The following is a 21,377-nucleotide window of genomic DNA, read 5'->3' on the forward strand; positions in this document are numbered from 1 at the left end:
GGAGAATTGTCTGCACCCGCCTTTGATTAACTTGTCGCTTTCACTCCCTGTTAAGCAGCAGCCTGAGGCAATGCCCGTGGAGCAGGCTTTTCTTTGAAGTCCTGAATGGTCATGGGCACCCAATGGGTTTCCGGTAACGCCGGTACAGGCAACGCACCGGCTTCTGCCAACACTGGTTCGCGGTAATTTGCCATGCCCAAACGTACACGCTTAAGCGCCTGACATTCTTTTAACTCGTCATGGATCACAAAGATGCCACTGCGGAAGCTGGCTTTACCCAGACTCAAACTGGACGTAAGGCGAATAATTGGTGCTGCCAGCAGCAGGCCCACCAGCACAGGTGACAACCAGGCAAATAACGCCGGCGTGTAATACGCCGTTACTGAACCCCAGACTAAAGCGGTGAGAGTAGCCACGTGTGAACGCTTGAACGCCACACTCCACGGCACCATACTGCCCTCACGGGCCTGTGCTTCCCACTTAACAGAGGTGCCCATAAACACACTGAGCACAAAGTAGCTGTGATAGAACATCATCAGCGGCGCAATAATAATGGCCATCACCAGTTCCATTACACCGCCTTTAAGCAAACGCCATGCGCCACCAAATTCATCACGGCGCTGAATAAGTGCAAGCACCAAGCCCAGAATTTTAGGCATAAACAGCATCGCCATGGTGCCCCACATGGTGGCAAACATCAGACCCTGACGGGCAATCTGCCAATCCGGGAACAACTGATACGGCGAACTGAAAAACTGAACCGGAGTCAACGCTTTGATCAGCGCGTCAGCGGTGCCAAACGCCAGCACCATCAACAGCAGCAACGACGAAATATAGGCAAAGGCGCCGAACGAAAAGTGCAGGCGACTGGTGGTCTTCAGGCCTTTTACGCCCAACAAACCCAGGTGTTGAATATTGCCTTGTACCCAGCGACGGTCACGGGTAGCGTATTCAATCATATTCGACGGGACTTCTTCATAGCTGCCGGTAGTCTCTGTTAGCAGATACGCCTGCCAGCCAGCGCGTCGCAGCAATGCAGCCTCAACAAAGTCGTGACTTAAAATATCACCGCCAAACGGTTCTTTCCCGGGCAGGGTAGGCAAGCCACAATGTTGCATAAAAGGCGCGATACGAATAATTGCGTTATGGCCCCAGTAATTGGCGCTGTCGGTTTGCCAGAATGACAAGCCGGTAGCCAGCATCGGGCTGTACAAGTGCGCGGCAAATTGCACAAAGCGCGCAAAAAAGGTGTGCTGGCGCACCGGCATCGGAATGGTTTGTACCAGTGCGGTGTCCGGGTTTTGTTCAATACGCTGCGCCAAATCCAACATGCGTTCAGCTGACATAATACTGTCGGCGTCGAGCACTATCATCGACTCGTACTGACTGCCCCAACGCTGACAGAAGTCAGCCAGGTTGCCAACTTTGCGACCAACGTTCTTTTCACGACGACGGTAAAAAACCTGACCAGCCGCAGCACCAAGACGTTGCTGTAGCGCTTCCCATGCAGCCAGTTCCGCCTGAGCCATCTCTGGTTTCGTGGTGTCAGACAACATGTAGAAGTCGAACTGTGCACCTTGTTTGCTGTTTAGTAGCTCACGCACACAAGCTTCGAAACCCACCATAATGCGGCGTGTGTCTTCGTTGTACACCGGCATAACCACAGCGTGACGCTGCGTTAGCGGGGTGTTGGCATTCGGGCTCGGCTGTGCTTTTTGCATACTTAACGGGTCAATGTTAAACAGCTTCAAAACAAACCCGATTGCGGCCGTCCAGAACGACATGGACAACCATAAAAACAGTACCGTGCTCAGCACTAGTTGGGCAATTTCCAACCCGGTTAACTGATTCGGTTTAAAAATTTCGTACAGGCTCCAGGTCGCCAACGAGGCCGTTGGCAACACCAGTAACGCCATGATGGATAGTCGCACACCCTCGCCCCAGGTACGCAGAGAAGCTGCATTAGGCGCACGGTGAGTAGCGTGCGAGTGGGGATTATTTTGCTTGGTAGACATAGTTCCATACCTCACTGACACGTTGGTTATTTTGATGAATGAAAATTCGCATATCGGTCGCTTTATTCCCTTGTGGAGTAACAAGGAACGTGGCTCTCAGCGTTTTGCCACCGTCGACAGGAAACACCCTTACCTGACGAATCGTACCCTGTGCAACACCGGCTTTGACTTCCAGCTTGGCCGGGTCGAAAGTCATGTCCTCAGGCACTGCAAAGTCCACAACAAAGCGTCGGGTCGCCACGGCGTTGTCCTGCTCACCAGGCAACACCGCCGCCCCTTGTCGTGTTCTGATCACGCGGGCAATAGTTGCTTCTGATTCGCCGTCGATAACGCCTTCACCCAATCCGGTCACGGTTGACAGGGTGTAAGCAAAGTAGCGGTGCTCGCCCGCTTTAAACGGTGCTTCCGGCACCCAGTACGCGACGATATTGTCGTGGGTTTCCGAGTTCGTTGGGATCTCCACCAGCTCCAATCGACCCGCCTCAAAACCTTGCTGAGGGGTTACCCAGAAACCAGGGCGAATGTGATAGTTCGCTTCGCTGTCCAGGTAATTGTCGAAGGCCGTATCGCGCTGCAATACACCAAAGCCCTTTGGCGCGGTGTCGCGCATAGACGTTATTTGCAGCTGTGAAGGATTCGTCAGCGGACGCCAGATTTGTTCACCCGACTGAATGTGCAGCAACATGCCATCGCTATCGTGCACCTCAGGCCGATAGTCATCCGGCGTCTTACTGCTGTTTTCACCGTACAGGAACATGCTGGTAAACGGCGCAACACCTAATTTATTCACGTCTTCGCGGGCAAACAACCAGCTTTCTACCTGCATAGCTGACTCACTTCCCGGTGTAATAACGAACTTATACGCACCACTTACCGACGGGCTTTCCAGGCGGGCGTACACAGTAATCGGCTCGCCGTCCTTGGGTTCGATCAGCCAGAATTCGGTAAAGTGCGGGAATTCCTCACCTTCTGGTAAGCCAGTATCGATCGCCAGGCCGCGTGCAGAAATACCGTAAACATGCGACTCACCTACCAGGCGAAAATACGACGCGCCCAGGAACACCGCGAACTCGTCTTTGTATTGTTGGTTCTTTATTGGGTAGTGCACACGGAAACCGGCATAGCCGTTATTTTCTTTGGTAACACCGGCCAGCGGTGCCGCTGTAGCATCGTACTTGAATGCATCACGCTGAAACGGCAAACGAACTGGCTGGTTGTCGCTGCCTACCGTATAAACCGTCACGGGCTGCTGATATAAGAACCCCGGGTGAAAAAACTGTACTTCGTAGTCGTTTTCGCCGCGCCATAAGCTACTGTCAGCATTAAAGCGAATGGCCCGGTATGTTTGATAATCCATATTTTTCAAAGCGTCATCCAGATCGTGATCGCTCGTCTCAAAGTCTTGCGAAGCAGCGTGCTCAGCAGACTCAATGACGCTTTGTAAAATTTTGGCCTGTGGCGGCACACCCTGATAAGCGGGTGCCGGCTCAGCAATCGCCGCGAAACTTGCCATAAGCAAGCATAGGCCAGCGATTGCGACCTTACTATACTGTGAACCTGTTTGTGCCAAATAGCGCGCCGGTCGGGAATCGGCTGTTAGAAAAAGCGCCATGTTGATCTCCAATGTTATGAATTCCTTGCACCTGTAATGTCATAGAGCAATTCCCGATCCAACCCTGTTCCCAACACAGAAAAAATAAACAAAATCCATAAAATTCATTAGGTTAAAAAACGTAAACATTCACTTTTTGTCGCAACCCATAACACCCAAGACCGTGTAACTTATACTTTAGGCCAAGAAAGTGTAGGGAATTTGCAACACTATGCCATGAGATCGTTGTGTGTCTTTCCCGCCGGGAAGCTATATAAAAGCAAGGCAGAGCAAAAAATTACAATCAAGACATTGATTTAATTGTATTTATTTAAATTTAATAGCAACAGATAGCTGGGTTGGCCCGGTGTTTGCGATAGTCAGGGAGATTCATTTGTTGATAAGGAATTTTGTATGAAATTAATCACAAAACTGATGTTAGCCGGCAGCACCCTGCTTTCTGTTTCTCTTCCTGCGTTGGCGGACACGCCGGACTGGCGCTATGTAGAAGGGGGTTACACCCGCTATGGTTTTGACAACAGCAACATTGAACCTGATGGTTTACACGTTGCCGGGAAATATTTACTCGATGGTAATTTTTACGCCAACGGTGAATTTGGCTGGCTGGACGAGTCAGGCTTTGACTTTACTACACTCACATTGGGTGGTGGCTACCGTCTATCGGTGAATAACACCACCGATGCCTATGTAGGCGCAAACTTCGAACGCATTGACGCGGACAACTACGACGACAATGGATACAGCCTGGTGACCGGTGTGCGCTCAATGATTTCGCCAGAACTGGAATTAAACGGTGAGCTGGGTTACTTCGACGTCGACGAAGGCGACATTACGCTGAAAGTAGGCGCGAACTATTACTTCAATCCACAGTTTGCGGTAGGTGCGAGCTACAAATTCATCGACGATGCCGATGTGCTGCAAGTTACAGCGCGTTACGCTTTCTAAACACTCATCGATTCAACGCAGCGTGTTCATTGAATACGCTGTGTTACTCCTCTCCCTGGTAGCGATCTGCTTGCTGAATATCTACCGTTTCATGTAATTCCGAATAGACCAATACCGCCTTGCCACTGCGCAACTGCGCCAGCACTTGCTCCACTTTAGTTGAGAGATCAAATTCCATTTCGCCGTAATCGGTGCCTTCGCGCAGCACGAACTCTTTGGCAATATTTTCCAATGTGTCGGCAGACAACTCACTAATGGGGATGATCATAACGCCGCCTGTAACGGTAAGTAATCAGCAAAAAATCGCTTTACACGTTCATGCATCCAAATGACCGGTTTAACTGGCGTGCCCTGCATAAAGCCGACATGACCACCGTGCTCACTCAGTTCCAGCGTCACTGCAGACGACAGATCTTGCTCTCCCGGCACCACGTTTTCATTCATGAAAGGATCGTCCAGCGCGTGTAAAATTAGCGTAGGGCAGTGTATGCCTTTTAGAAAATAGAACGCACTGCATTTTTCGTAATAATCGTCGGCATCCTGGTAACCGTGCAGCGGTGCAGTAACTTTGTCGTCGAAATCCCGAAACGTATGAATACCCTGAATATCGTGCTGACTGATTTGCAAAATACCGCGGTAATCAATCTTTTGCATTTTCTGCAGCAGGTTATGCTTCATGCTGTTCAGCAGGTACTTCTGATAAACCTTGGAAAATCCCTGATTCACACTGGCAGCACACTCATCCAGCTTTAGCGGCGCTGAAATAGCAATGGCGGCTTTTAAGCCTAGTGCCTGAGGGTTCTCCCCCAATAACTTGAGTAACATATTGGCGCCAAGAGAAAATCCCATTGCCACTTTTGGCAGGGCAGGATAGCGCTCATTCAGCAATGACAGAATAAACGCCGGATCGCTGGTTTCACCCGAGTGATATGCCCTGGGTGCCTGATTAATTTCGCCGCTACAACCTCTGAAGTGCATTAGCACAACCTGCCAACCCGCTTTGGTCAAAAAGGCCATCATGTCGTTGGCGTAATGCGAGTTGATCGACCCTTCCAGGCCGTGAAACATGACCACCATTCCGCTTGGCGATGGCGGAGCAGGCCCCCAGGCCAGGTCGACAAAATCGCTGTCGGGTAATTTCACTCGCTCCATGGTGTAGCGAAGCGGCATGCGTTTTTGAATAAAGCGGGGCCATATGGTTTGTATGTGGCGGTTTCGAGCCCATTTGGGGGCCTGAAAGCTACTTTGTAATATCCGTCCGTGTGAAGAAAGTGCGCGAATCATAGTACTGCTTGTAAGTAGGGGTTAATGTCAGGTTGCGTTGCTACGTGTAAATAGTGCGCCAGACGCTCAATTGGATCATTGATGTCCGTGGTTTCTGTTTCACTTTCAAAAAAACACAATGCTGCCACTAACGCACGTTGTTGTTCTGCTTCCAGTTCCAGCTCAGCTTGCTTCATAGCTTCGTAATTCGGTGAACTTTTTGCCAACCGTCGTTTTTGCCGATGCAACTCAATAGCCGGATTGATTTGCGCCACCGCGTCCTGCATCGCCTCTCGCGCTGCAGATGAAGGTTGATAGTTATGCTCAATACACCAGCAATACAGCAGCACCAGATTCACGTTAATACCAAACTGGTCCTGCAGCGTCAGACAGGCGTCGGCCACACCGGGTTTACCGTATCTGCTAACGCTGAATTGCCAAAAATCCTCAGGCGTTAACATCATACTCGGCTTTTGCATCTTCTAATGCTTCCTGGGCTTCCAGCCACAACGCTTCTGCATCGTCTAACTTATTTTTGATGCTGGTTTGCTCGTCGAGCAGCTTCATGAGCTGTGGCTTTTGGTCAGCTTCATATAACGCGGTGTCTGACAGGGACGACTCGACGTCTGCCAGTGATTTATTAAGCTTTTCCATTTGCTGTTCGGCTTGCTGAATTTGTTTGCGAAGCGGGGCCGTTGCCTGGCGAAACTCGGCTTCACGCCGCTTTTCAGCTTTGCGATCCACTTTTGGCTTCTCTGAAACCGGCTTGTCTTCTTGCTGTTGCGCTAAGATCCAATCCCGGTAGTCGTCCAGATCACCGTCAAATGGTGCCACTTCGCCTCTGTCTACCAAATAGAAATCCTCACACACCGCAGACAATAAGAAACGGTCGTGCGATACCAGCACCATCGCGCCTTCAAATCCTTGCAGCGCCAGATTAAGCGCATGGCGCATTTCCAAATCCAGGTGGTTGGTGGGTTCGTCGAGCAACAGCAGGTTCGGTTTCTGATAAACAATAAGCGCTAATACCAGTCGAGCTTTTTCACCACCAGACATTGGCGCCACCGGCGCGGTTGCCTCATCGCCATGGAAACCAAAGCCTCCGAGGTAATCACGTAACTGTTGCTCGGTAGTGATTTTGTCCAGCCGCTGCAGATGTAATAACGCCGATGCAGCCGGGTCCAGTGTTTCCAACTGATGCTGAGCAAAGTAGCCCACATTCAGACCTTTGGCGGTGGTAAACACCCCAGTTTTGGGTTCGTGTACCTGTGCAAGCAACTTGATGAGGGTAGATTTACCCTGACCATTGCGGCCCAGTAACCCGATGCGACTCCCCGGTACCAGGTTTAACTTTACCTGTTGCAACACGATATGGTCGTCGTATCCCAACGTGATCTGTTCCATTTGCACTAAGGGATTAGGTAATGCCGTTGGCGTTTTAAATTCAAAACTAAACTGGCTGGCGTGGTGCGCAGGTAACAGGGTTTCCATGCGCTCTAACTGCTTGATCCGGCTTTGTGCCTGCTTCGCTTTACTGGCTTTGGCCTTAAAGCGGTTAATAAAGGATTCCAGGTGGGCAATCTTGTCCTGCTGCTTGCGATATTCGATGTCCTGCAAGCGAATACGCTCTGCGCGCTGAGTTTCATAACTGGAATAGTTGCCCGTATAGGTCACCAGTTTTTGGTGCTCTACGCTGATTATCTGCGCCACGCAGTTATCGATAAAGGCTTTGTCGTGGGAAATGAGCAGTAATGTACCCTGATAACGCTGTAACCAACGCTCTAACCAAATCACCGCGTCTAAATCCAGGTGGTTGGTCGGTTCGTCGAGCAGCAATAAATCAGACGGACACAACAGTGCCTGCGCCAAATTAAGACGCATTCGCCAACCACCTGAAAAATCAGTGACCGGCGCACTGAGCTGCGCAGTCGAAAAACCTAAACCGTCTAAGATGGTCGCTGCCCGCGCCTCTACGTCATAGGCTCCAGCCTGAGCCAACAGGTCGTGATACTTTGCAATAGCCTCGCCGTCGCCAGCCTCTTCTGCTTGCGCCAACTGTTGTTGCAGATTGCGTAAAACCTTATCGCCGTCGATGACGTATTCAATGGCACTGCGCGATACCGCTGGCGTTTCCTGTGCAACACTGACGATCCGCCAGTCGCTTGGCACACTGGCGTCGCCTGCATCCAACGTTAGTTCGCCGCGTAGCAACGCAAACAGGCTCGACTTACCGCAGCCATTACTGCCAATGAGGGCGACTTTGTGTCCGGGGAACACCTGCGCTGACGCTTCGTCCAGCAGTACTTTGCTGCCGCGCATGAAGGTGATCTGTGATAACTGGATCATAAAACGTTGATTGCCTGTGATATCGCTATTAAGCGCGGTATAATAGCAGAACCCAACGCGGCGATCTTCTTTGTCGTGAGGGCGTATTTCATTAATGAATAATTGTGGTGTGTATTATGAGTAAACGTCAGCGAAAACGGTTTGTTGCCGGTGCAACCTGCCCGAATTGCAAAGCCACAGACACCATTATGCTGTACTTTGAAAACAACGTTGAGAAACTGGCTTGTGTGGAATGTGATTACACGGAATCCCAGCCACAGGCAAATGTGCAGTCTGCAAGTCGTGGTACCGAAAACGTCATTGGCGTATTTAAGCCCGACTAACATCCAGTTTTTTAAAGAGTAAGTATTTACTTACAGTCTGGTAATTCTAGTTATGCCTGAATTTAATCTGGCTCAAGCATTTGGCTTGCTAAGCTTTGTGCTTGGCATTTTGTGCTTTTACCAAAAAAACGATCAGCGCCTGCGCATTATGATGGTGGTGATGAACTTAAATCACGCCCTGCATTTTGCGTTGCTGGGTGCGTTTACTGCGTGCCTGAGTGCCTTGCTGTCGGTGGTTCGAACCGGGTTGTCGATTAAAACCCGCTCCCGCACGGTGGCGTATATCTTTATCGTCATGACACTGGCTATCGGATTGTATTTCGCCGATGTGTGGTATGACTTATTTCCTATCATTGGTACCTGCATTGGCACTTATGCGCTGTATTGTCTATCGGGCATAAAAATGCGCCTGGCGTTTTTATGCGGCGCACTGTGCTGGCTCACCAATAACATTATTGTCGGGTCGATTGGTGGCACCATGCTGGAAGCTACTTTGTTGATGGTAAACAGCTTTACCATCTGGCGACTGTATATCCTTAAAAAAGCCCAGATAACCAACTAATTAACCGGCGTTAAAATTTTTGCCCCAGCCTAAAAAAATGACTACACTGATTGCCTGTTAAGACCATCAGGGACGGTGGAAATGCTGTCATTTTTTCTTAGCGACGCCAATTTTTGGTTTAGCTGTGCGCTCGGTATTGTTGCAGCACTGTTTGTTATGGAAGTCGTCGGGACGCTTATGGGCATTAGCCTGCTTGGCCTTGCCGACGACCAGGTTGATTTCGACGCCGATGCCGTCGCATCAGCAGGCAGTCTGACCGCACTTGCCAGCTGGTTGTCACTCGACCGCCTGCCACTCATGGTGTGGCTGGTTATTCTACTTACCTCTTTCGGTATCATTGGCATTCTCACCAATATGGTTTCTCAGTCTGCGATTGGCGGACACTTCCCGGTATTTATTGTTGTTACCATTTCGGTTATTGCCGCACTGATCATTACTGCGCGTTTAGGCGGGGTAATTGCCCGTTTATTGCCGAAACACGAGTCGTCTGCCACCAGCTCGGAACAATTAGTCGGTTCCGTAGGTCATATCACAGTGGGCACGGCAAGAGCCGCCAGCCCGGCAGAAGCCAAATTTTTAGATGCGTTTGAACAGCCCCACTATTTGCTGGTTGAACCCATTGAGCCCAAAGACATATTTCAACAAGGCGACAAGGTGGTGCTGGTGAAAAAGCAACACCACAGCTGGCTGGCCACCCGCTATATAGAACTTTAAACCTCAAAGGAAGTAGTAAGCATGGATTCGACAGATCTGAGTAACCTCCCCGCTATTCTGTTTACGGCCGGTGCAGCCCTTATTGCCGCTATCACAGTTGGCTTTTTATTTGCGCGCTTGTATACGCGTGCCACTAAAGAAACTGCGTTCGTGCGAACCGGTTTAGGTGGCGAGAAAGTCATTAAAGACGGTGGCGCCATTGTACTGCCGGTGGTACACGAAATCATTCCGGTCAACATGAATACCCTGCGTATTGAAGTGGAAAAAACACAGAAAGACGCTTTGATCACTAAAGATCGCATGCGGGTTGACGTGAAAGCCGACTTCTATTTGCGCGTAGCGCCGAATGCCAGTGGCATTTCGATGGCCGCGCAAACACTTGGCACACGCACCACCCGTGCCGAAGAAGTGAAAAAGCTGATGGAATCGAAGTTTGTTGACGTGCTTCGTGCCGTTGCAGCTGAAATGACCATGACCGAAATGCACGAACAGCGCGCCGACTTTGTACAAAAAGTTCAGCAAAGTGTAGCGAACGATTTGGAGAAAAACGGGTTAGAGCTGGAATCGGTAAGCTTAACCGGCTTCGACCAGACCGACTTGCAGTTCTTCAATGAAAACAATGCGTTCGATGCCGAAGGTCGTGCTCGCCTGGCCAAAATCATTGAAGAAAAGCGCAAAGAAACCAACGACATCCAGCAGGAAAACCGCATTCAGATTGAACAGCGTAACCTGGAAGCGGAAAAGCTATCGTTAAACATCAAGCGTGACGAAGAAGAAGCTAAAATTCTGCAAGAACAAGCACTGGCATTCAAACGCCAGGAGCAAAAAGCAGAAATTTCCAAGCAGCGCGAAGAGAAAGAGCGGGAAGAGCGCCAGGCCGAGATTGCTAAAGACAAAGCCATTGCTGCCTCACAAATTGAAAAAGACCGTGACATCGAAGCCCGCGAAATTGAAAAGCGCCGGGCTATTGAAGAAGCGCGTATTCAGCAACTGCAACAGTTAGAAGTGGCTGAGCAAAACAAGCAAATCGCCATTGCGAACAAGTCGGAAGAAGAATCTGCAGCCCGCGCGAAAGCCGCGGAAGCCGAGAAGCTGAAAGTAGAGAAAGAAGAAGCGGTTATCACGGCACGTCAGGTCGCGGAAGCAAACCGTAGAATGGAAATCGAAGTGATAGATGCCCGTAAAGAGGCAGAGCGTGAAGCGGTTAACATTACCGTAGAAGCCGAAGCCAAACGCGAAGCGGCCATCAATACATCAGAAGCCATTCTAACCGAAGCTAAAGCCTCTGCCGACGCCAAGAAACTGCAAGCAGAAGCCGATGAAAAAGTCTTTGCGGTAGAAGCCGCGGGTAAGAAAGCGTTATATGACGCCGAAAATACCCTGAAAGAAGAGCAAATCGACCTGCAGCGTTCATTGGCTGTACTCAAAGTTCTACCAGAGATCATTGCAAGTGCCGTTAAGCCATTGGAAAACATCGATGGCATTAAAATCCTGCAAGGGTATAACGCCGGCGCGGGTGGCGTAGGCAGCACGCACAACGAAGGCGGTAGCCTGTCTGATCAGGTGACCCGAGCAGCACTGAACTACCGCGCTAACGCACCATTGGTGGACTCATTACTTCGTGAAGTAGGTCTGGTAGACAAAGAAAAAGGGACGCTGGAAGACCTGTTACACGGCAATGCCATTATCGATGGGAATTTAACGCCGGCGAACGCCACTGACGATGCCTCGGCGACGGAAGAAACAACTGAAACACCGAAAGCCAGTTAAGTCTAGGGTTTCAGAGTTTGAAACACCAGGGAAAGCTAAGTAACTGGAACGATGCCAAAGGATTTGGCTTTGTGCAGCCCAATGGCGGCGGCCTGCGGGCGTTTGTGCACATCAGCGCCTTTTCGCGTCGTTCCAGACGCCCTGTTGACGGTGACATCATCGTGTATGAAGTAGCTCAGCAGACAGACGGCAAGGCAAAAGCAGTTAACGTCATGTTGCTGGCAGATCATAAATCCGGCCATACCCGTAAATCAAAATCGCAGCGCTCCTCAGGCAGCAGTAAACCCGCTATTTTGGGCACGTTGGCGTTTTGCATTGCTCTGGTTGCACTGACTGTACTTCGCACAATACCGGTTGAATTGATGTTCATTTATGCAGGCGCCAGTTTGCTGGCATTTCTGATGTATGCCTGGGACAAGTCAGCGGCGCAACACGGCCGATGGCGAACCCCTGAAGCCCACCTACAGCTCATTGCCTTGCTCGGCGGCTGGCCTGGTGCGTATGTAGCGCAGCGCACCCTACGTCATAAATCCAGCAAAACCACATTTAAGGTCACATTTTGGTGCATGGTGGCACTTAATCTTGCTGCGCTGAGTTATGTGTTTACCGAGTCAGGGCAGTCGCTGCTACATTCGATTTAGCAGTCAGTGCCTTTCTTTACGAATACTCATTGCTGTACTCCCAAACAGAAAGTAAGTGCCTGGTTGTTTTATAAGCGTACACTTTGCTTACAACACAAATGGAAATAGCGTTACATGAAGGATTGGCTCAACCGAGTTAGTAAAAGCTGGGATGCGGCGAAAGCGGAGCTGGATACCAAGCTAGGGATGGTAAAAGAGCATATAGGCGCTTTACCGGTTATTGTGTCCCTTGAACGCAGCGAGCCACAGGACGTACAGTACGATGAAAAGCATTACTTTGTTATTCCTAATCACACCTGTGATATTGGCTTTTCATTGCACACCATGCGTACATTGCCATCAGGCTCGCCGGAGATAAATGACCTGCCAAAACGGCGCGTATTTCATTTTCCTAACGAGCATTACGAGGGCGCACTGCGTTTGCATATGGTGGAAACTGCCCGCAGCATGGCTTTTGATACCAATAGCAATACGCAAAGCACCCTGGAAAAACTGGCCGACGATATTGACGCCATGGACAGCAAGCTCACTTACGGCATGTTGGCGGTGGGCGCATTAGCAGCAATTTTTAATCCTCTCATCGGCGCCGGCATAGCACTGAAAGCAGTGCTCCCGAGTATTTCAGGCATGTTATCTCGTCATGGATTAAAACCACTTGGAGAAAAAGCCACGCGGGCGCAGATTGAGCACAAGGCGAAACAGGCCGAAGAGCACGTACTCGCCCAGTTTGCTGCTGCCACCACGCTCAAAGTGACTAACCCTATCCTCAACGAACTGGAATTTGCACTGCGCACCAATGAGCAGGAGCACGATCCGCTGCATGACCCTAATCTGGCAAACGCCAGTTTACCTGCGCTTGAGCATTGTGATTGGCGGCATCTGACGGAAGTGGCTATAAGCCACGTGTATAAAGAGATATTGGCCGATCCAGAAAAGCACGCTAAGGCAAAACTGGGGCCAGAGGACATTCGTTGGCTACAGGTTTTGTTGGCAGGGAAATAGCCCCTGCCCACAAATAAGGCGTAACTAACAGGGGCCGTGATACTTCCAGCCCCTGCAAATTCAATGCTTGTTACTCGCCGAAATACTCCCAGTATTCAGCAAAGGTTTCCTGAGAAATATCAGATTTACTTAACTCATTCAGGAACTGCGGCAGGGTATCCAGCAAGAACTGCTCTTCCGTTGGCGTGGTCTGATGCTCTTTGTACGCCGATGTCCAAAAGTTATTCACGTCCGTGGAGTCCATCATGTACTCAAAACTCTCAATTGACCGTCCCTGAACAAACACGTCATAGCGAACTTTGAACTCTTTGTTCGATACAACCGGGATAATACCAAGGGTACTGGCTGACAGCATCAGTGACGAAAACTGGGTGCCATCCTGTTTCGTGCGGTGTCCTTTCAGCACACGCACGCCAATAGGCAGGCCCACAGCCTTGTCATCCAATGCAGTAAACGCTTTGTATTCTTCTAGTTTTTCCTTAATCAACTTGTCTTCAACATTGGTAACAAAAAACACCGGCGGGTACGCCTTTCCCTCGTGGGTGTAGTTGAAGATAGCCGCTTCAGTGTCCTGCGCGAATGAATGAGATACGGCGGCGACACTCAATAAACACGATGCTACGGCAAATCGGTACATTTTCATTGTTCGAGACTCCCTTATTGGTAGCATAAAACTTGATTGGTATATTCAACGGCTTGTTTTGATGCCTCTTCAAAACTCGCTGCCGGCGCATTGGTGCTGTACGAGAAGCCCCCTTTGTTCAGGAACTTCGCAAGCAGTGAGGTACCAATGGCAAAGTTCACATTTTGCGATGTCGTACCGGCGTTAGTCAGCATCATGCGTTGGTTCAGAGAGCCAGAAACGACCCCCAGAAGCTGACCGCTGTAGTCGACCACAGCACCACCGCTGTTACCCGGCTGTACTGGCGCAGAAAACTGAAAACTGCCTTTTGCTCCCTTTAATCCGCCTTGTGAGGTAACGTTACCCACGGTAAGCGAAGGATAATCAGACAGCAAGTTAGACAATGGGAAGCCTGTCGCAAACAAAGGCTTACCTAAGCTTACATCGAGTTCTTCACTGATCGAGATGCTTTCCGGGTTCTGATATTCCGTCGTCAGTACGGCTAAATCCAGTAACTCACTTGACTTGGCAATGGTTGCAGCGTGAGTTTGGCCTTTGTGTTTCACCTCAACTAGAATACACTCGCTTACTACATGAGCAGCGGTCACCAGCGTACCGTTTTTATCAATGTAAAACCCGGTACCCGAGCCTTCAGGGTTAATGTCGTCAAAGAAATCCTTAATTGAAACGGGTTGGTCAGCTTCAGATGCTGTAGCAACCAAATTGCGATCCTGACTGTTCAGGAAATCAATGAGGTTTTCTTTAATGCTTTTCACAAAGGCGTTATACACCGCGTTAAAATCGTACACCCCGCCCGTTCCGCTGGCACTGCTCTGTACCTGGCGCTTAAATACGGTATCGCCGTTGCGGTTTTTGATCACAAGCTCAAGATCAGACTCGTAACCGCCCCAGACAAAGTCCCAGTCGCTCACAGCTCCCAGTTGAATTAAGTAATCAAAATCACTGGTGGAAGACAACTTTTCGCTGTTCGAGAAAAAGTCTTTAACAACCAGTTCTGCTGCTTCTTCCAGTTTTCCATAAAAGTTAATTTTTCTATCAGGTTTGCTTTTATCAACGTAGTAAGCAACAGACACATCTAATGGGAGTTGAATGTCCGGGTTGAGTTTACTTTTCGTTTTTACCTGTGACGCATTTTGTACAGGCGTGGCTTCACACCCCAACAGGATGAGGGATATGAGTACAACTGCTATTTTTTTCATGTAAATTACAATCCGTTGGTAGATAGGAATTTTCGCTAAAAAGCAAGGTAGGACAGTGTGTTGATGTTGCAGACGCGAGTCCATTCTGCCTTTTGTTGAACGATTATGCGCCACTCTTCGCTGAAAAGTAAAGAGCGGCTAAATCCTACTTTGGATGAAGTTATTTGCCCGCACATGCAGAGAAAAAATAATATTTTTCACCGCGCTAATAGTGCGGTGGCGGCGTTTCTTCCGACATTTTGGCAATGTTTGACGGCTCCATGCCTTTTACTTTGTCGATGACGTGCTTCAACTGAAATTCCATCTTTTCAAGCTGACGCTGCTGAGAAGACAAGGCATCATTCAGCGCATCGATGGTATGTTCCTGAAACGCCAGTTTGGTTTGCAGTTCTTCTATGGCTTGATTTGCGACCGCAAGCTCGTCGGCAAGTTGTTGTGATTCAGAAGTCATAGTGATGAATTACTCCAAAGTTCGGCTAATCCGCTGCTGCTCACTGACAACACATGTTGGGGGTCAATAAAGCCTACGGCATAAACCACCGCAGACGGCGGGGTCATATTTTCTCGCGGCGCCACTTTCCATTCAGCCACTTGCTCACCCGTTTGCACATCCCACACATAAACTCGTCGGGACGGCGCACCGGTTAGCAAGTACTTACCATCTTCAGAAAACACCGCATCGGTAAAGATTTTCTGGCGCGCAATATACTGCAATTGACTGACAGGTTCACCTGTTTGTACATTCCAAATCTGGGATTTTTGCTGACTATCTGCGGTAAAGGCATAGCGTCCTGCATCATCCAGTGCTACCAGAGTCACTCTGCTTGGATGCGTAAATGTGTGGATTACCTGCCCGGTCTGCGTACTCCACAAATACGCCACATAATCATTGCCTCCCGTTAAGGCATAGTTGCCATTCGGGGTGATATCCACACTGTTAACGCGTTCCTGATGCCCTAAAAATTCAATTCGACGGCCAGATACCGGTTCGAAGTACATCACTTTGCCATTCGAACGCCCGACTAAAACCCCACGCCCTTGATTAGACACCGCAATATCGCGAATAGTGGACTCATCAATTCGCCAGAACCCTACTGGTTCCCCGCTGGTTAAACTCCACAATGCAAAGGCTTCTCGATCTGACGTTACTGCGTACTGGCTGTCTGCGCCTATGTGCACACTGGCAACCAGATTATTACCTTCCCCCTGATGACTCCACTGAAACAAGGGCTGTGCCTCGCCATAGCGCCATACATGAATACCATTGTTGATACCCGACACCACACTGAGTTGACCGTCTGGCGAAATATCGGCGGCATAAGCTCCTTCTTCAACCAGCCTCCAGCTGTTATCAGGCTCTGTGCCCGGCACCGTGCAGCCATACAAGCCCAGCATCAGCAGACAACCTGGTAAAAATTGAAGGAACGATTTTGCAGTTATCGTGGTCATAAGCGTTTTGTTGTTACCCTGGCTGACCTGTTTAACCGATCAGTTTAATCAGCCCAGGTCACAAATATAAAGGTATACCCCCATTGTAAAACACCGCACACGTAGTGCAATGTGATTCACTAGCCGGTTGTAACCGGTAATTCATCGGTGGGGACTCGTTTTTTATACCAAGCGTGTTACAGTACCTGAGTATATTATCGGACGCGAAAAAATTACCTTTACATACGGCAGTTGATGCGGGCTATTGTGGGCTATGCGAATTGCCGGATTAAATTTATAACGGAGAAGTTTATGCAAAAGTCGATTGTTGCCCTTTCGCTAATCGCAACATTGGGTCTGGCGGCATGTCAGCCTCAGCAAAGTGCAACTGAACAAGCAGCTGCCCCTGCCATTAAAAAAGAAGAAATGACTGACGCCCAAAAGCAAGCCTACGCGATGGGTGCAAGCATGGGTATGTTCGTGTTCACACGTAACAAGCAAATGGAGCAGTTTGGCGAAGGTCTGGATACCGCGGCGATCATGCAAGGCATGAAAGACGGTATGAACGACACGTTATTGTTCGAAACTGACGAAATTCAGCAATTGGCCCAAGCTGGCGAGCAAGCTATGCGCGCCAAGCAACAGGAAATGGCAACACAGCTTGCAGAGGAAAACCTGGTAAAAGGTGCAGAATTCCTGGCTGAAAATGGCAAGAAAGACGGTGTTGTCACCACTGAATCTGGCCTACAGTACGAAGTAATGGTTGCCGGTGAAGGCGCCAGCCCGGTTGCAACTGATACGGTAAAAGTACACTACAAAGGTACTTTACTGGACGGCACTGAGTTCGATTCTTCTTACTCTCGCGGCGAACCTGCGGTATTCCCACTGAACCGTGTTATCCCTGGTTGGACGGAAGGTGTTCAAACCATGAAAGAAGGCGGTAAAACCCGCTTCTTTATTCCTTCTGAACTGGCTTACGGCGAACGTGCTACAGGTAACATCACACCAAACTCTACATTGGTATTTGAAGTAGAGTTGTTAGAAGTGGTGAAACCGGAAGCTGAGGCAGAGGGCGAGTAATAAGCCTGGCGTCACCAGTACCGAAAAAATGGAAAAAGCCGACAGTAATATGTCGGCTTTTTTACAGCACCAGTCCCTGCTTGTCTGTGAGTCCCTACTTTTCTGCACCATTACAGCCTTAACGTTTAGGCCAATGGATGCGCCCAAATAGTTATTCGGGCAATGTTTGTCAGACAGTGTTTGTTTGTCTCTATAAAGATAGTACAAGGCGCTGACTTATCCAGCGAAAAGTGGTCATTGTTTAGGAATGATTCGTTCTAAAAACGACGTGTTTATAACGACAATAATGTCGTTAAGACAGGACGCTACGGCGGCGGTCAGGAGGCAGTTTGAATTTACCCACTTTTTGAAGAACCAGCTTGCCTAAGCGGTACATACCAAGACCCACCAGTATGGAAATAATGGTTTTGGTGTCCTCGTGTTGTGTCAGTGCTTCGATAGTTGTCAGAGCAAACATCAATACACCGGTAATCAGCAATACGAATCCCATTAACGCCAGGCCAAGCACACCCGCAGACGCATGCCGAAGCGATGACTCTGCATTGTTTGGTTGCTCATTTTCAGTTGGTTGACGCATAATCTCTTCAGTTCAGGTAAAGTCGATGCCAGTAATTCATTAGTCACTTCAAATGTGACATCGTTCAGTTAATTTACATTTTAGTTACATTAATCGACTTAGCAGCGAGCCACCATGGACCTTTAGTATAGATTGTAGTCATTAATGTGATTTATTCACCAAAGCTACAGCATTTGTCGCTAATATGCTACACAAGTTATCGTCTGTTTCCGGTATTTTTTTAACTTTTTATAACAACTTATGGCAAAAACACCGTTAATTACCCGAAAGGGCTATCAAAAACTCCGTGATGAGTTGGATTACCTGTGGCGCGTAGAGCGTCCGGAGATCACCCGTAAGGTGACCTGGGCCGCCAGTTTGGGCGACCGCAGTGAGAACGCTGACTACCAGTACAACAAAAAGAAGCTACGAGAAATCGACCGGCGTGTCAGATACCTTCGCAAGTGTCTGGAAAACCTTAAAGTGGTTGACTATCACCCTCAACAGGAAGGAAAGGTATTTTTCGGCGCATTTGTAGAGCTGGAAAATGACGACGGTAAAGTACTGACAATACGCATTGTAGGTTACGACGAAATCTTTGATCGCAAGGATGTGATCTCAGTGGATGCACCCATGGCCAGAGCCCTGATTGGCAAAGAAGCAGATGACGAGGTAACGGTGGTGACTGAAGCGGGCCGTTTTGATTGGTGGATCAATAAAATATGGTACGACACCACTGACAAGATATAGGGCAAACCGATGTGACACCCGAGTATTCGATGCTATACTCAGGCCCAAATATAACGGGCATAGCCTGTTGATTCGCCTATGAAGCAGTTAGAATTAGCAGCGTGTTGCTCAGTCTCACAACGATCGCATTAAGGTAGGAAAGGGTCACTTTCCATAACTATCGACTACCGCCTGAATTCCATGATGATAACAAATACCATTGCCAACGAACTTGCCGTTAACCCTAAACAGGTTGAAGCCGCAGTAAAACTATTGGATGAAGGGGCTACCGTACCGTTCATAGCCCGTTACCGTAAAGAAGTTACGCAAGGACTGGACGACACCCAGTTGAGAACGCTGGAACAGCGCCTGACATACCTGCGTGATTTGGAAGACCGTCGCCAGGTCATCATAAAGTCCATTTCCGAGCAGGGTAAGCTTACCGACGAGTTAGCCGCACAGATCCAGCAAGCAGACAACAAAACAACACTTGAAGACTTGTATCTGCCGTATAAGCCGCGTCGCCGGACTAAAGGCCAAATCGCCATCGAGGCTGGTCTGGAGCCACTGGCAGATGCGTTGTTCAACGATCCTACATTAAACCCTGAGAGCACCGCTGAAACTTACGTCACTGCCGACAACGGTGTAGCAGATACCAAAGCAGCACTCGAAGGCGCACGTTATATCCTGATGGAGCGCTTCGCTGAAGACGCTGCGTTGCTGGCGAAAATCCGCCGTTATCTTAACGACAATGCGCATATCCGCAGTCGTGTTGTGGAAGGGCAGGAAACCGCCGCCGTAAAATACAGTGATTATTTTGATCACAGTGAAAAGCTGGCAAATGTACCGTCGCATCGCGCATTGGCGATGTTCCGCGGACGCAACGAAAGCATGCTCCACATTCAACTGGTTGCCGACCCGGGACAGGAAGAAGCACCAGGGCAAACCTCACACTGTGAACACTTAATTGCTGAGCACTACAATATCCGTAACCAGGGCCGCCCGGCAGATAGCTGGCTTGCACAGGTTGTGCAATGGACCTGGAAAATTAAAATCGCGCTGCACATGGAAACCGAATTGTTTGGTCAGCTGCGCGAAAAAGCCGAGGAAGAGGCCATCAACGTCTTTGCCAAGAACCTCAACGATCTGCTGATGGCTGCACCCGCCGGTGCAAAAGTCACTATGGGGCTGGATCCGGGTCTGCGTACCGGCGTGAAAGTCGCCATTGTGGATGCCACAGGTAAAGTAGTAGGTACCACCACTATCTTCCCGCATGCGCCGCAAAACCAGTGGGATAAGTCCCAACGCACGCTGGCAAATCTGTGCAGACAACACAAAGTGGAATTAATCAGTATCGGTAACGGTACCGGTTCACGGGAAACCGATAAGCTGGTAGCCGAAATGCTAAAAGCAAACCCGGAACTGGGCGCGCAAAAGATCATGGTGAGCGAAGCAGGGGCTTCGGTTTACTCAGCGTCTGAACTGGCATCAAAAGAATTACCCGGGCTGGACGTGTCGCTTCGTGGTGCGGTATCTATCGCTCGTCGTCTGCAGGATCCACTGGCAGAACTGGTTAAGATTGAGCCGAAAGCCATTGGGGTCGGTCAGTACCAGCACGACGTAAGCCAAAGCATGTTGGGCAAATCGCTGGATCAGGTTATTGAGGACTGCGTAAACGCGGTAGGTGTCGATGTGAATACCGCCTCTCCAGCACTGCTCAGCTACGTATCAGGCCTGAACAAAACTCTGGCTCAGAACATTGTTAATTTCCGCGACGCCAACGGCGCATTTGCCAGCCGTAAAGACCTGAAATCTGTAGAGCGCCTGGGACCCAAAGCCTTTGAACAAGCCGCGGGATTCCTGCGTATTGTGAACGGCACGAACCCGTTGGATGCGTCAGCGGTGCACCCGGAAGCCTACCCTGTGGTTGATGCTATCGTAAACACAGCTGCCGTAGCGGTAAATGACCTGATTGGTAATACGGACTTACTGCGCAAGCTCAACCCTGAAGAGTTCGTCAGCGACGCCTTTGGTGTCCCTACAGTGAAAGACATTTTCAAAGAACTGGATAAGCCTGGGCGCGACCCTCGTCCCGAGTTCAAAACCGCAGCCTTTAAAGAAGGTGTAGAAACCATCGCCGACCTGAAGCCCGGTATGATTCTGGAAGGTGTAGTAAGCAACGTTGCAAACTTTGGTGCGTTCGTTGATGTTGGTGTGCATCAGGACGGTCTGGTACACATATCTGCGCTGACCAACAAGTTTATCTCGGATCCGCGAGAAGTGGTGAAAGCGGGTGACATTGTTAAAGTGAAGGTGCTGGAAGTCGACACGCAGCGCAAGCGTATTTCTTTTACCATGCGAATGGATGACACGCCGGCCCCACAGGCAAAAGGCAACAAGCCAGGTGGCAAACCAGCCAAATCAGGCGCTAAGCCAAGAGCCAGTAACAACCGCGGACAGGGCAAACCGTCCTCGCAAGGTAATAGTGCGATGGGTAATGCTTTTGCCGATGCGTTTGCCAAAGCAAAACAAAAATAGTTACACATAAA

Annotated in this window: 21 protein-coding genes; 10 read left to right on the forward strand and 11 right to left on the reverse strand. The window is 49.5% G+C overall.

The features are described 5' to 3' along the window. Positions 1 to 50 precede the first annotated feature (50 nt). Together mdoH and BUB81_RS03085 are read right to left on the reverse strand one after the other, a co-directional pair. Positions 51 to 2,015 (reverse strand): glucans biosynthesis glucosyltransferase MdoH, encoded by a 1,965-nt coding sequence (gene mdoH / locus BUB81_RS03080; protein WP_073317997.1) that lies wholly within the window; start codon positions 2,013 to 2,015, stop codon positions 51 to 53. Next, positions 1,996 to 3,627 carry an OpgD/OpgG family glucan biosynthesis protein gene (locus BUB81_RS03085; protein ID WP_073318000.1) on the reverse strand — a complete coding sequence of 544 codons (1,632 nt, stop codon included), beginning with the start codon at positions 3,625 to 3,627 and terminating at the stop codon, positions 1,996 to 1,998. Before BUB81_RS03085 ends, mdoH begins: the two co-directional genes overlap by 20 nt. A gap of 393 nt (positions 3,628 to 4,020) precedes the next feature. Here BUB81_RS03085 and BUB81_RS03090 point away from each other — a divergent pair, with 393 nt between their 5' ends. Then, complete coding sequence (locus BUB81_RS03090; protein ID WP_073318003.1) at positions 4,021 to 4,572, forward strand: outer membrane beta-barrel protein; 552 nt, start codon at positions 4,021 to 4,023, stop codon at positions 4,570 to 4,572. Between the two features lie 43 nt (positions 4,573 to 4,615). Here the strand turns inward: BUB81_RS03090 and BUB81_RS03095 are convergent, their stop codons facing one another. Genes BUB81_RS03095 through BUB81_RS03110 form a run of 4 tightly spaced genes read right to left on the reverse strand, consistent with a single transcriptional unit; the run spans position 4,616 to position 8,181 of the window. Further along, complete coding sequence (locus tag BUB81_RS03095; RefSeq protein WP_073318006.1) at positions 4,616 to 4,840, reverse strand: YheU family protein; 225 nt, start codon at positions 4,838 to 4,840, stop codon at positions 4,616 to 4,618. Beyond that, positions 4,837 to 5,856, reverse strand: a complete 1,020-nt coding sequence (locus BUB81_RS03100; RefSeq protein WP_073318009.1) for a hydrolase — start codon at positions 5,854 to 5,856, stop codon at positions 4,837 to 4,839. Before BUB81_RS03100 ends, BUB81_RS03095 begins: the two co-directional genes overlap by 4 nt. Beyond that, positions 5,853 to 6,314 (reverse strand): TIGR02444 family protein, encoded by a 462-nt coding sequence (locus BUB81_RS03105; RefSeq protein WP_084526164.1) that lies wholly within the window; start codon positions 6,312 to 6,314, stop codon positions 5,853 to 5,855. The genes BUB81_RS03100 and BUB81_RS03105 overlap by 4 nt, the downstream gene beginning before the upstream one ends. Further along, entirely contained in the window at positions 6,283 to 8,181 is a 1,899-nt protein-coding gene (locus BUB81_RS03110; protein ID WP_073318015.1) for an ATP-binding cassette domain-containing protein, read from the reverse strand. Before BUB81_RS03110 ends, BUB81_RS03105 begins: the two co-directional genes overlap by 32 nt. Positions 8,182 to 8,297: 116 nt before the next feature. Here BUB81_RS03110 and BUB81_RS03115 point away from each other — a divergent pair, with 116 nt between their 5' ends. The 6 genes from BUB81_RS03115 (at position 8,298) to BUB81_RS22335 (ending at position 13,193) form a co-directional block, all read left to right on the forward strand. Further along, the gene (locus BUB81_RS03115) at positions 8,298 to 8,504 is read left to right on the forward strand and encodes a YheV family putative zinc ribbon protein (RefSeq protein ID WP_073318018.1); all 207 of its coding nucleotides are present in this window, start codon (positions 8,298 to 8,300) and stop codon (positions 8,502 to 8,504) included. Positions 8,505 to 8,556: 52 nt separating this feature from the next. Next, on the forward strand, positions 8,557 to 9,066 hold the full coding sequence (locus tag BUB81_RS03120) for a YgjV family protein (protein WP_073318021.1): 510 nt from the start codon (positions 8,557 to 8,559) through the stop codon (positions 9,064 to 9,066). 81 nt (positions 9,067 to 9,147) lie between these two features. After that, a complete protein-coding gene (locus BUB81_RS03125; protein WP_073318024.1) occupies positions 9,148 to 9,780 on the forward strand; it encodes an OB-fold-containig protein in 633 nt (210 codons plus the stop codon). A 21-nt stretch (positions 9,781 to 9,801) separates the two neighbouring features. Further along, a complete protein-coding gene (locus tag BUB81_RS03130) occupies positions 9,802 to 11,550 on the forward strand; it encodes a flotillin family protein (protein ID WP_073318027.1) in 1,749 nt (582 codons plus the stop codon). A 17-nt stretch (positions 11,551 to 11,567) separates the two neighbouring features. Beyond that, positions 11,568 to 12,191, forward strand: a complete 624-nt coding sequence (locus BUB81_RS03135; RefSeq protein WP_073318029.1) for a DUF1294 domain-containing protein — start codon at positions 11,568 to 11,570, stop codon at positions 12,189 to 12,191. Between the two features lie 114 nt (positions 12,192 to 12,305). Beyond that, the gene (locus BUB81_RS22335) at positions 12,306 to 13,193 is read left to right on the forward strand and encodes a hypothetical protein (protein ID WP_245819102.1); all 888 of its coding nucleotides are present in this window, start codon (positions 12,306 to 12,308) and stop codon (positions 13,191 to 13,193) included. A gap of 70 nt (positions 13,194 to 13,263) precedes the next feature. On the opposite strand, the gene BUB81_RS03145 is transcribed toward BUB81_RS22335, so the two are convergent. The 4 genes from BUB81_RS03145 to BUB81_RS03160 form a co-directional block, all read right to left on the reverse strand. Beyond that, positions 13,264 to 13,836, reverse strand: a complete 573-nt coding sequence (locus BUB81_RS03145; protein ID WP_073318032.1) for a hypothetical protein — start codon at positions 13,834 to 13,836, stop codon at positions 13,264 to 13,266. A 14-nt stretch (positions 13,837 to 13,850) separates the two neighbouring features. Beyond that, positions 13,851 to 15,035 (reverse strand): S1 family peptidase, encoded by a 1,185-nt coding sequence (locus tag BUB81_RS03150; RefSeq protein WP_073318035.1) that lies wholly within the window; start codon positions 15,033 to 15,035, stop codon positions 13,851 to 13,853. A 205-nt stretch (positions 15,036 to 15,240) separates the two neighbouring features. Next, entirely contained in the window at positions 15,241 to 15,486 is a 246-nt protein-coding gene (locus BUB81_RS03155; protein WP_073318038.1) for a SlyX family protein, read from the reverse strand. Next, positions 15,483 to 16,430, reverse strand: coding sequence for a WD40 repeat domain-containing protein (locus BUB81_RS03160; protein ID WP_073318716.1), 948 nt, complete (start codon positions 16,428 to 16,430; stop codon positions 15,483 to 15,485). Before BUB81_RS03160 ends, BUB81_RS03155 begins: the two co-directional genes overlap by 4 nt. Before the next feature lie 345 nt (positions 16,431 to 16,775). On the opposite strand from BUB81_RS03160, the gene fkpA reads away from it, so the two are divergent. Next, the gene (fkpA, locus tag BUB81_RS03165; RefSeq protein WP_073318042.1) at positions 16,776 to 17,543 is read left to right on the forward strand and encodes an FKBP-type peptidyl-prolyl cis-trans isomerase; all 768 of its coding nucleotides are present in this window, start codon (positions 16,776 to 16,778) and stop codon (positions 17,541 to 17,543) included. 292 nt (positions 17,544 to 17,835) lie between these two features. Here fkpA and BUB81_RS03170 read toward each other — a convergent pair whose 3' ends face one another. Next, positions 17,836 to 18,120 (reverse strand): hypothetical protein, encoded by a 285-nt coding sequence (locus tag BUB81_RS03170; RefSeq protein WP_073318045.1) that lies wholly within the window; start codon positions 18,118 to 18,120, stop codon positions 17,836 to 17,838. 240 nt (positions 18,121 to 18,360) lie between these two features. Between BUB81_RS03170 and greB the strand changes: the two genes are divergently transcribed. Together greB and BUB81_RS03180 are read left to right on the forward strand one after the other, a co-directional pair. Then, positions 18,361 to 18,849 (forward strand): transcription elongation factor GreB, encoded by a 489-nt coding sequence (gene greB, locus BUB81_RS03175; protein WP_073318048.1) that lies wholly within the window; start codon positions 18,361 to 18,363, stop codon positions 18,847 to 18,849. Between the two features lie 183 nt (positions 18,850 to 19,032). Then, positions 19,033 to 21,366: a Tex family protein gene (locus tag BUB81_RS03180; RefSeq protein WP_073318719.1), complete on the forward strand. Its 2,334-nt coding sequence runs from the start codon at positions 19,033 to 19,035 to the stop codon at positions 21,364 to 21,366. The last annotated feature ends 11 nt before the right edge of the window (positions 21,367 to 21,377 follow it).

Origin of the sequence: Marisediminitalea aggregata, assembly GCF_900129565.1 — a bacterium.
GTDB lineage: Bacteria > Pseudomonadota > Gammaproteobacteria > Enterobacterales > Alteromonadaceae > Alteromonas > Alteromonas aggregata.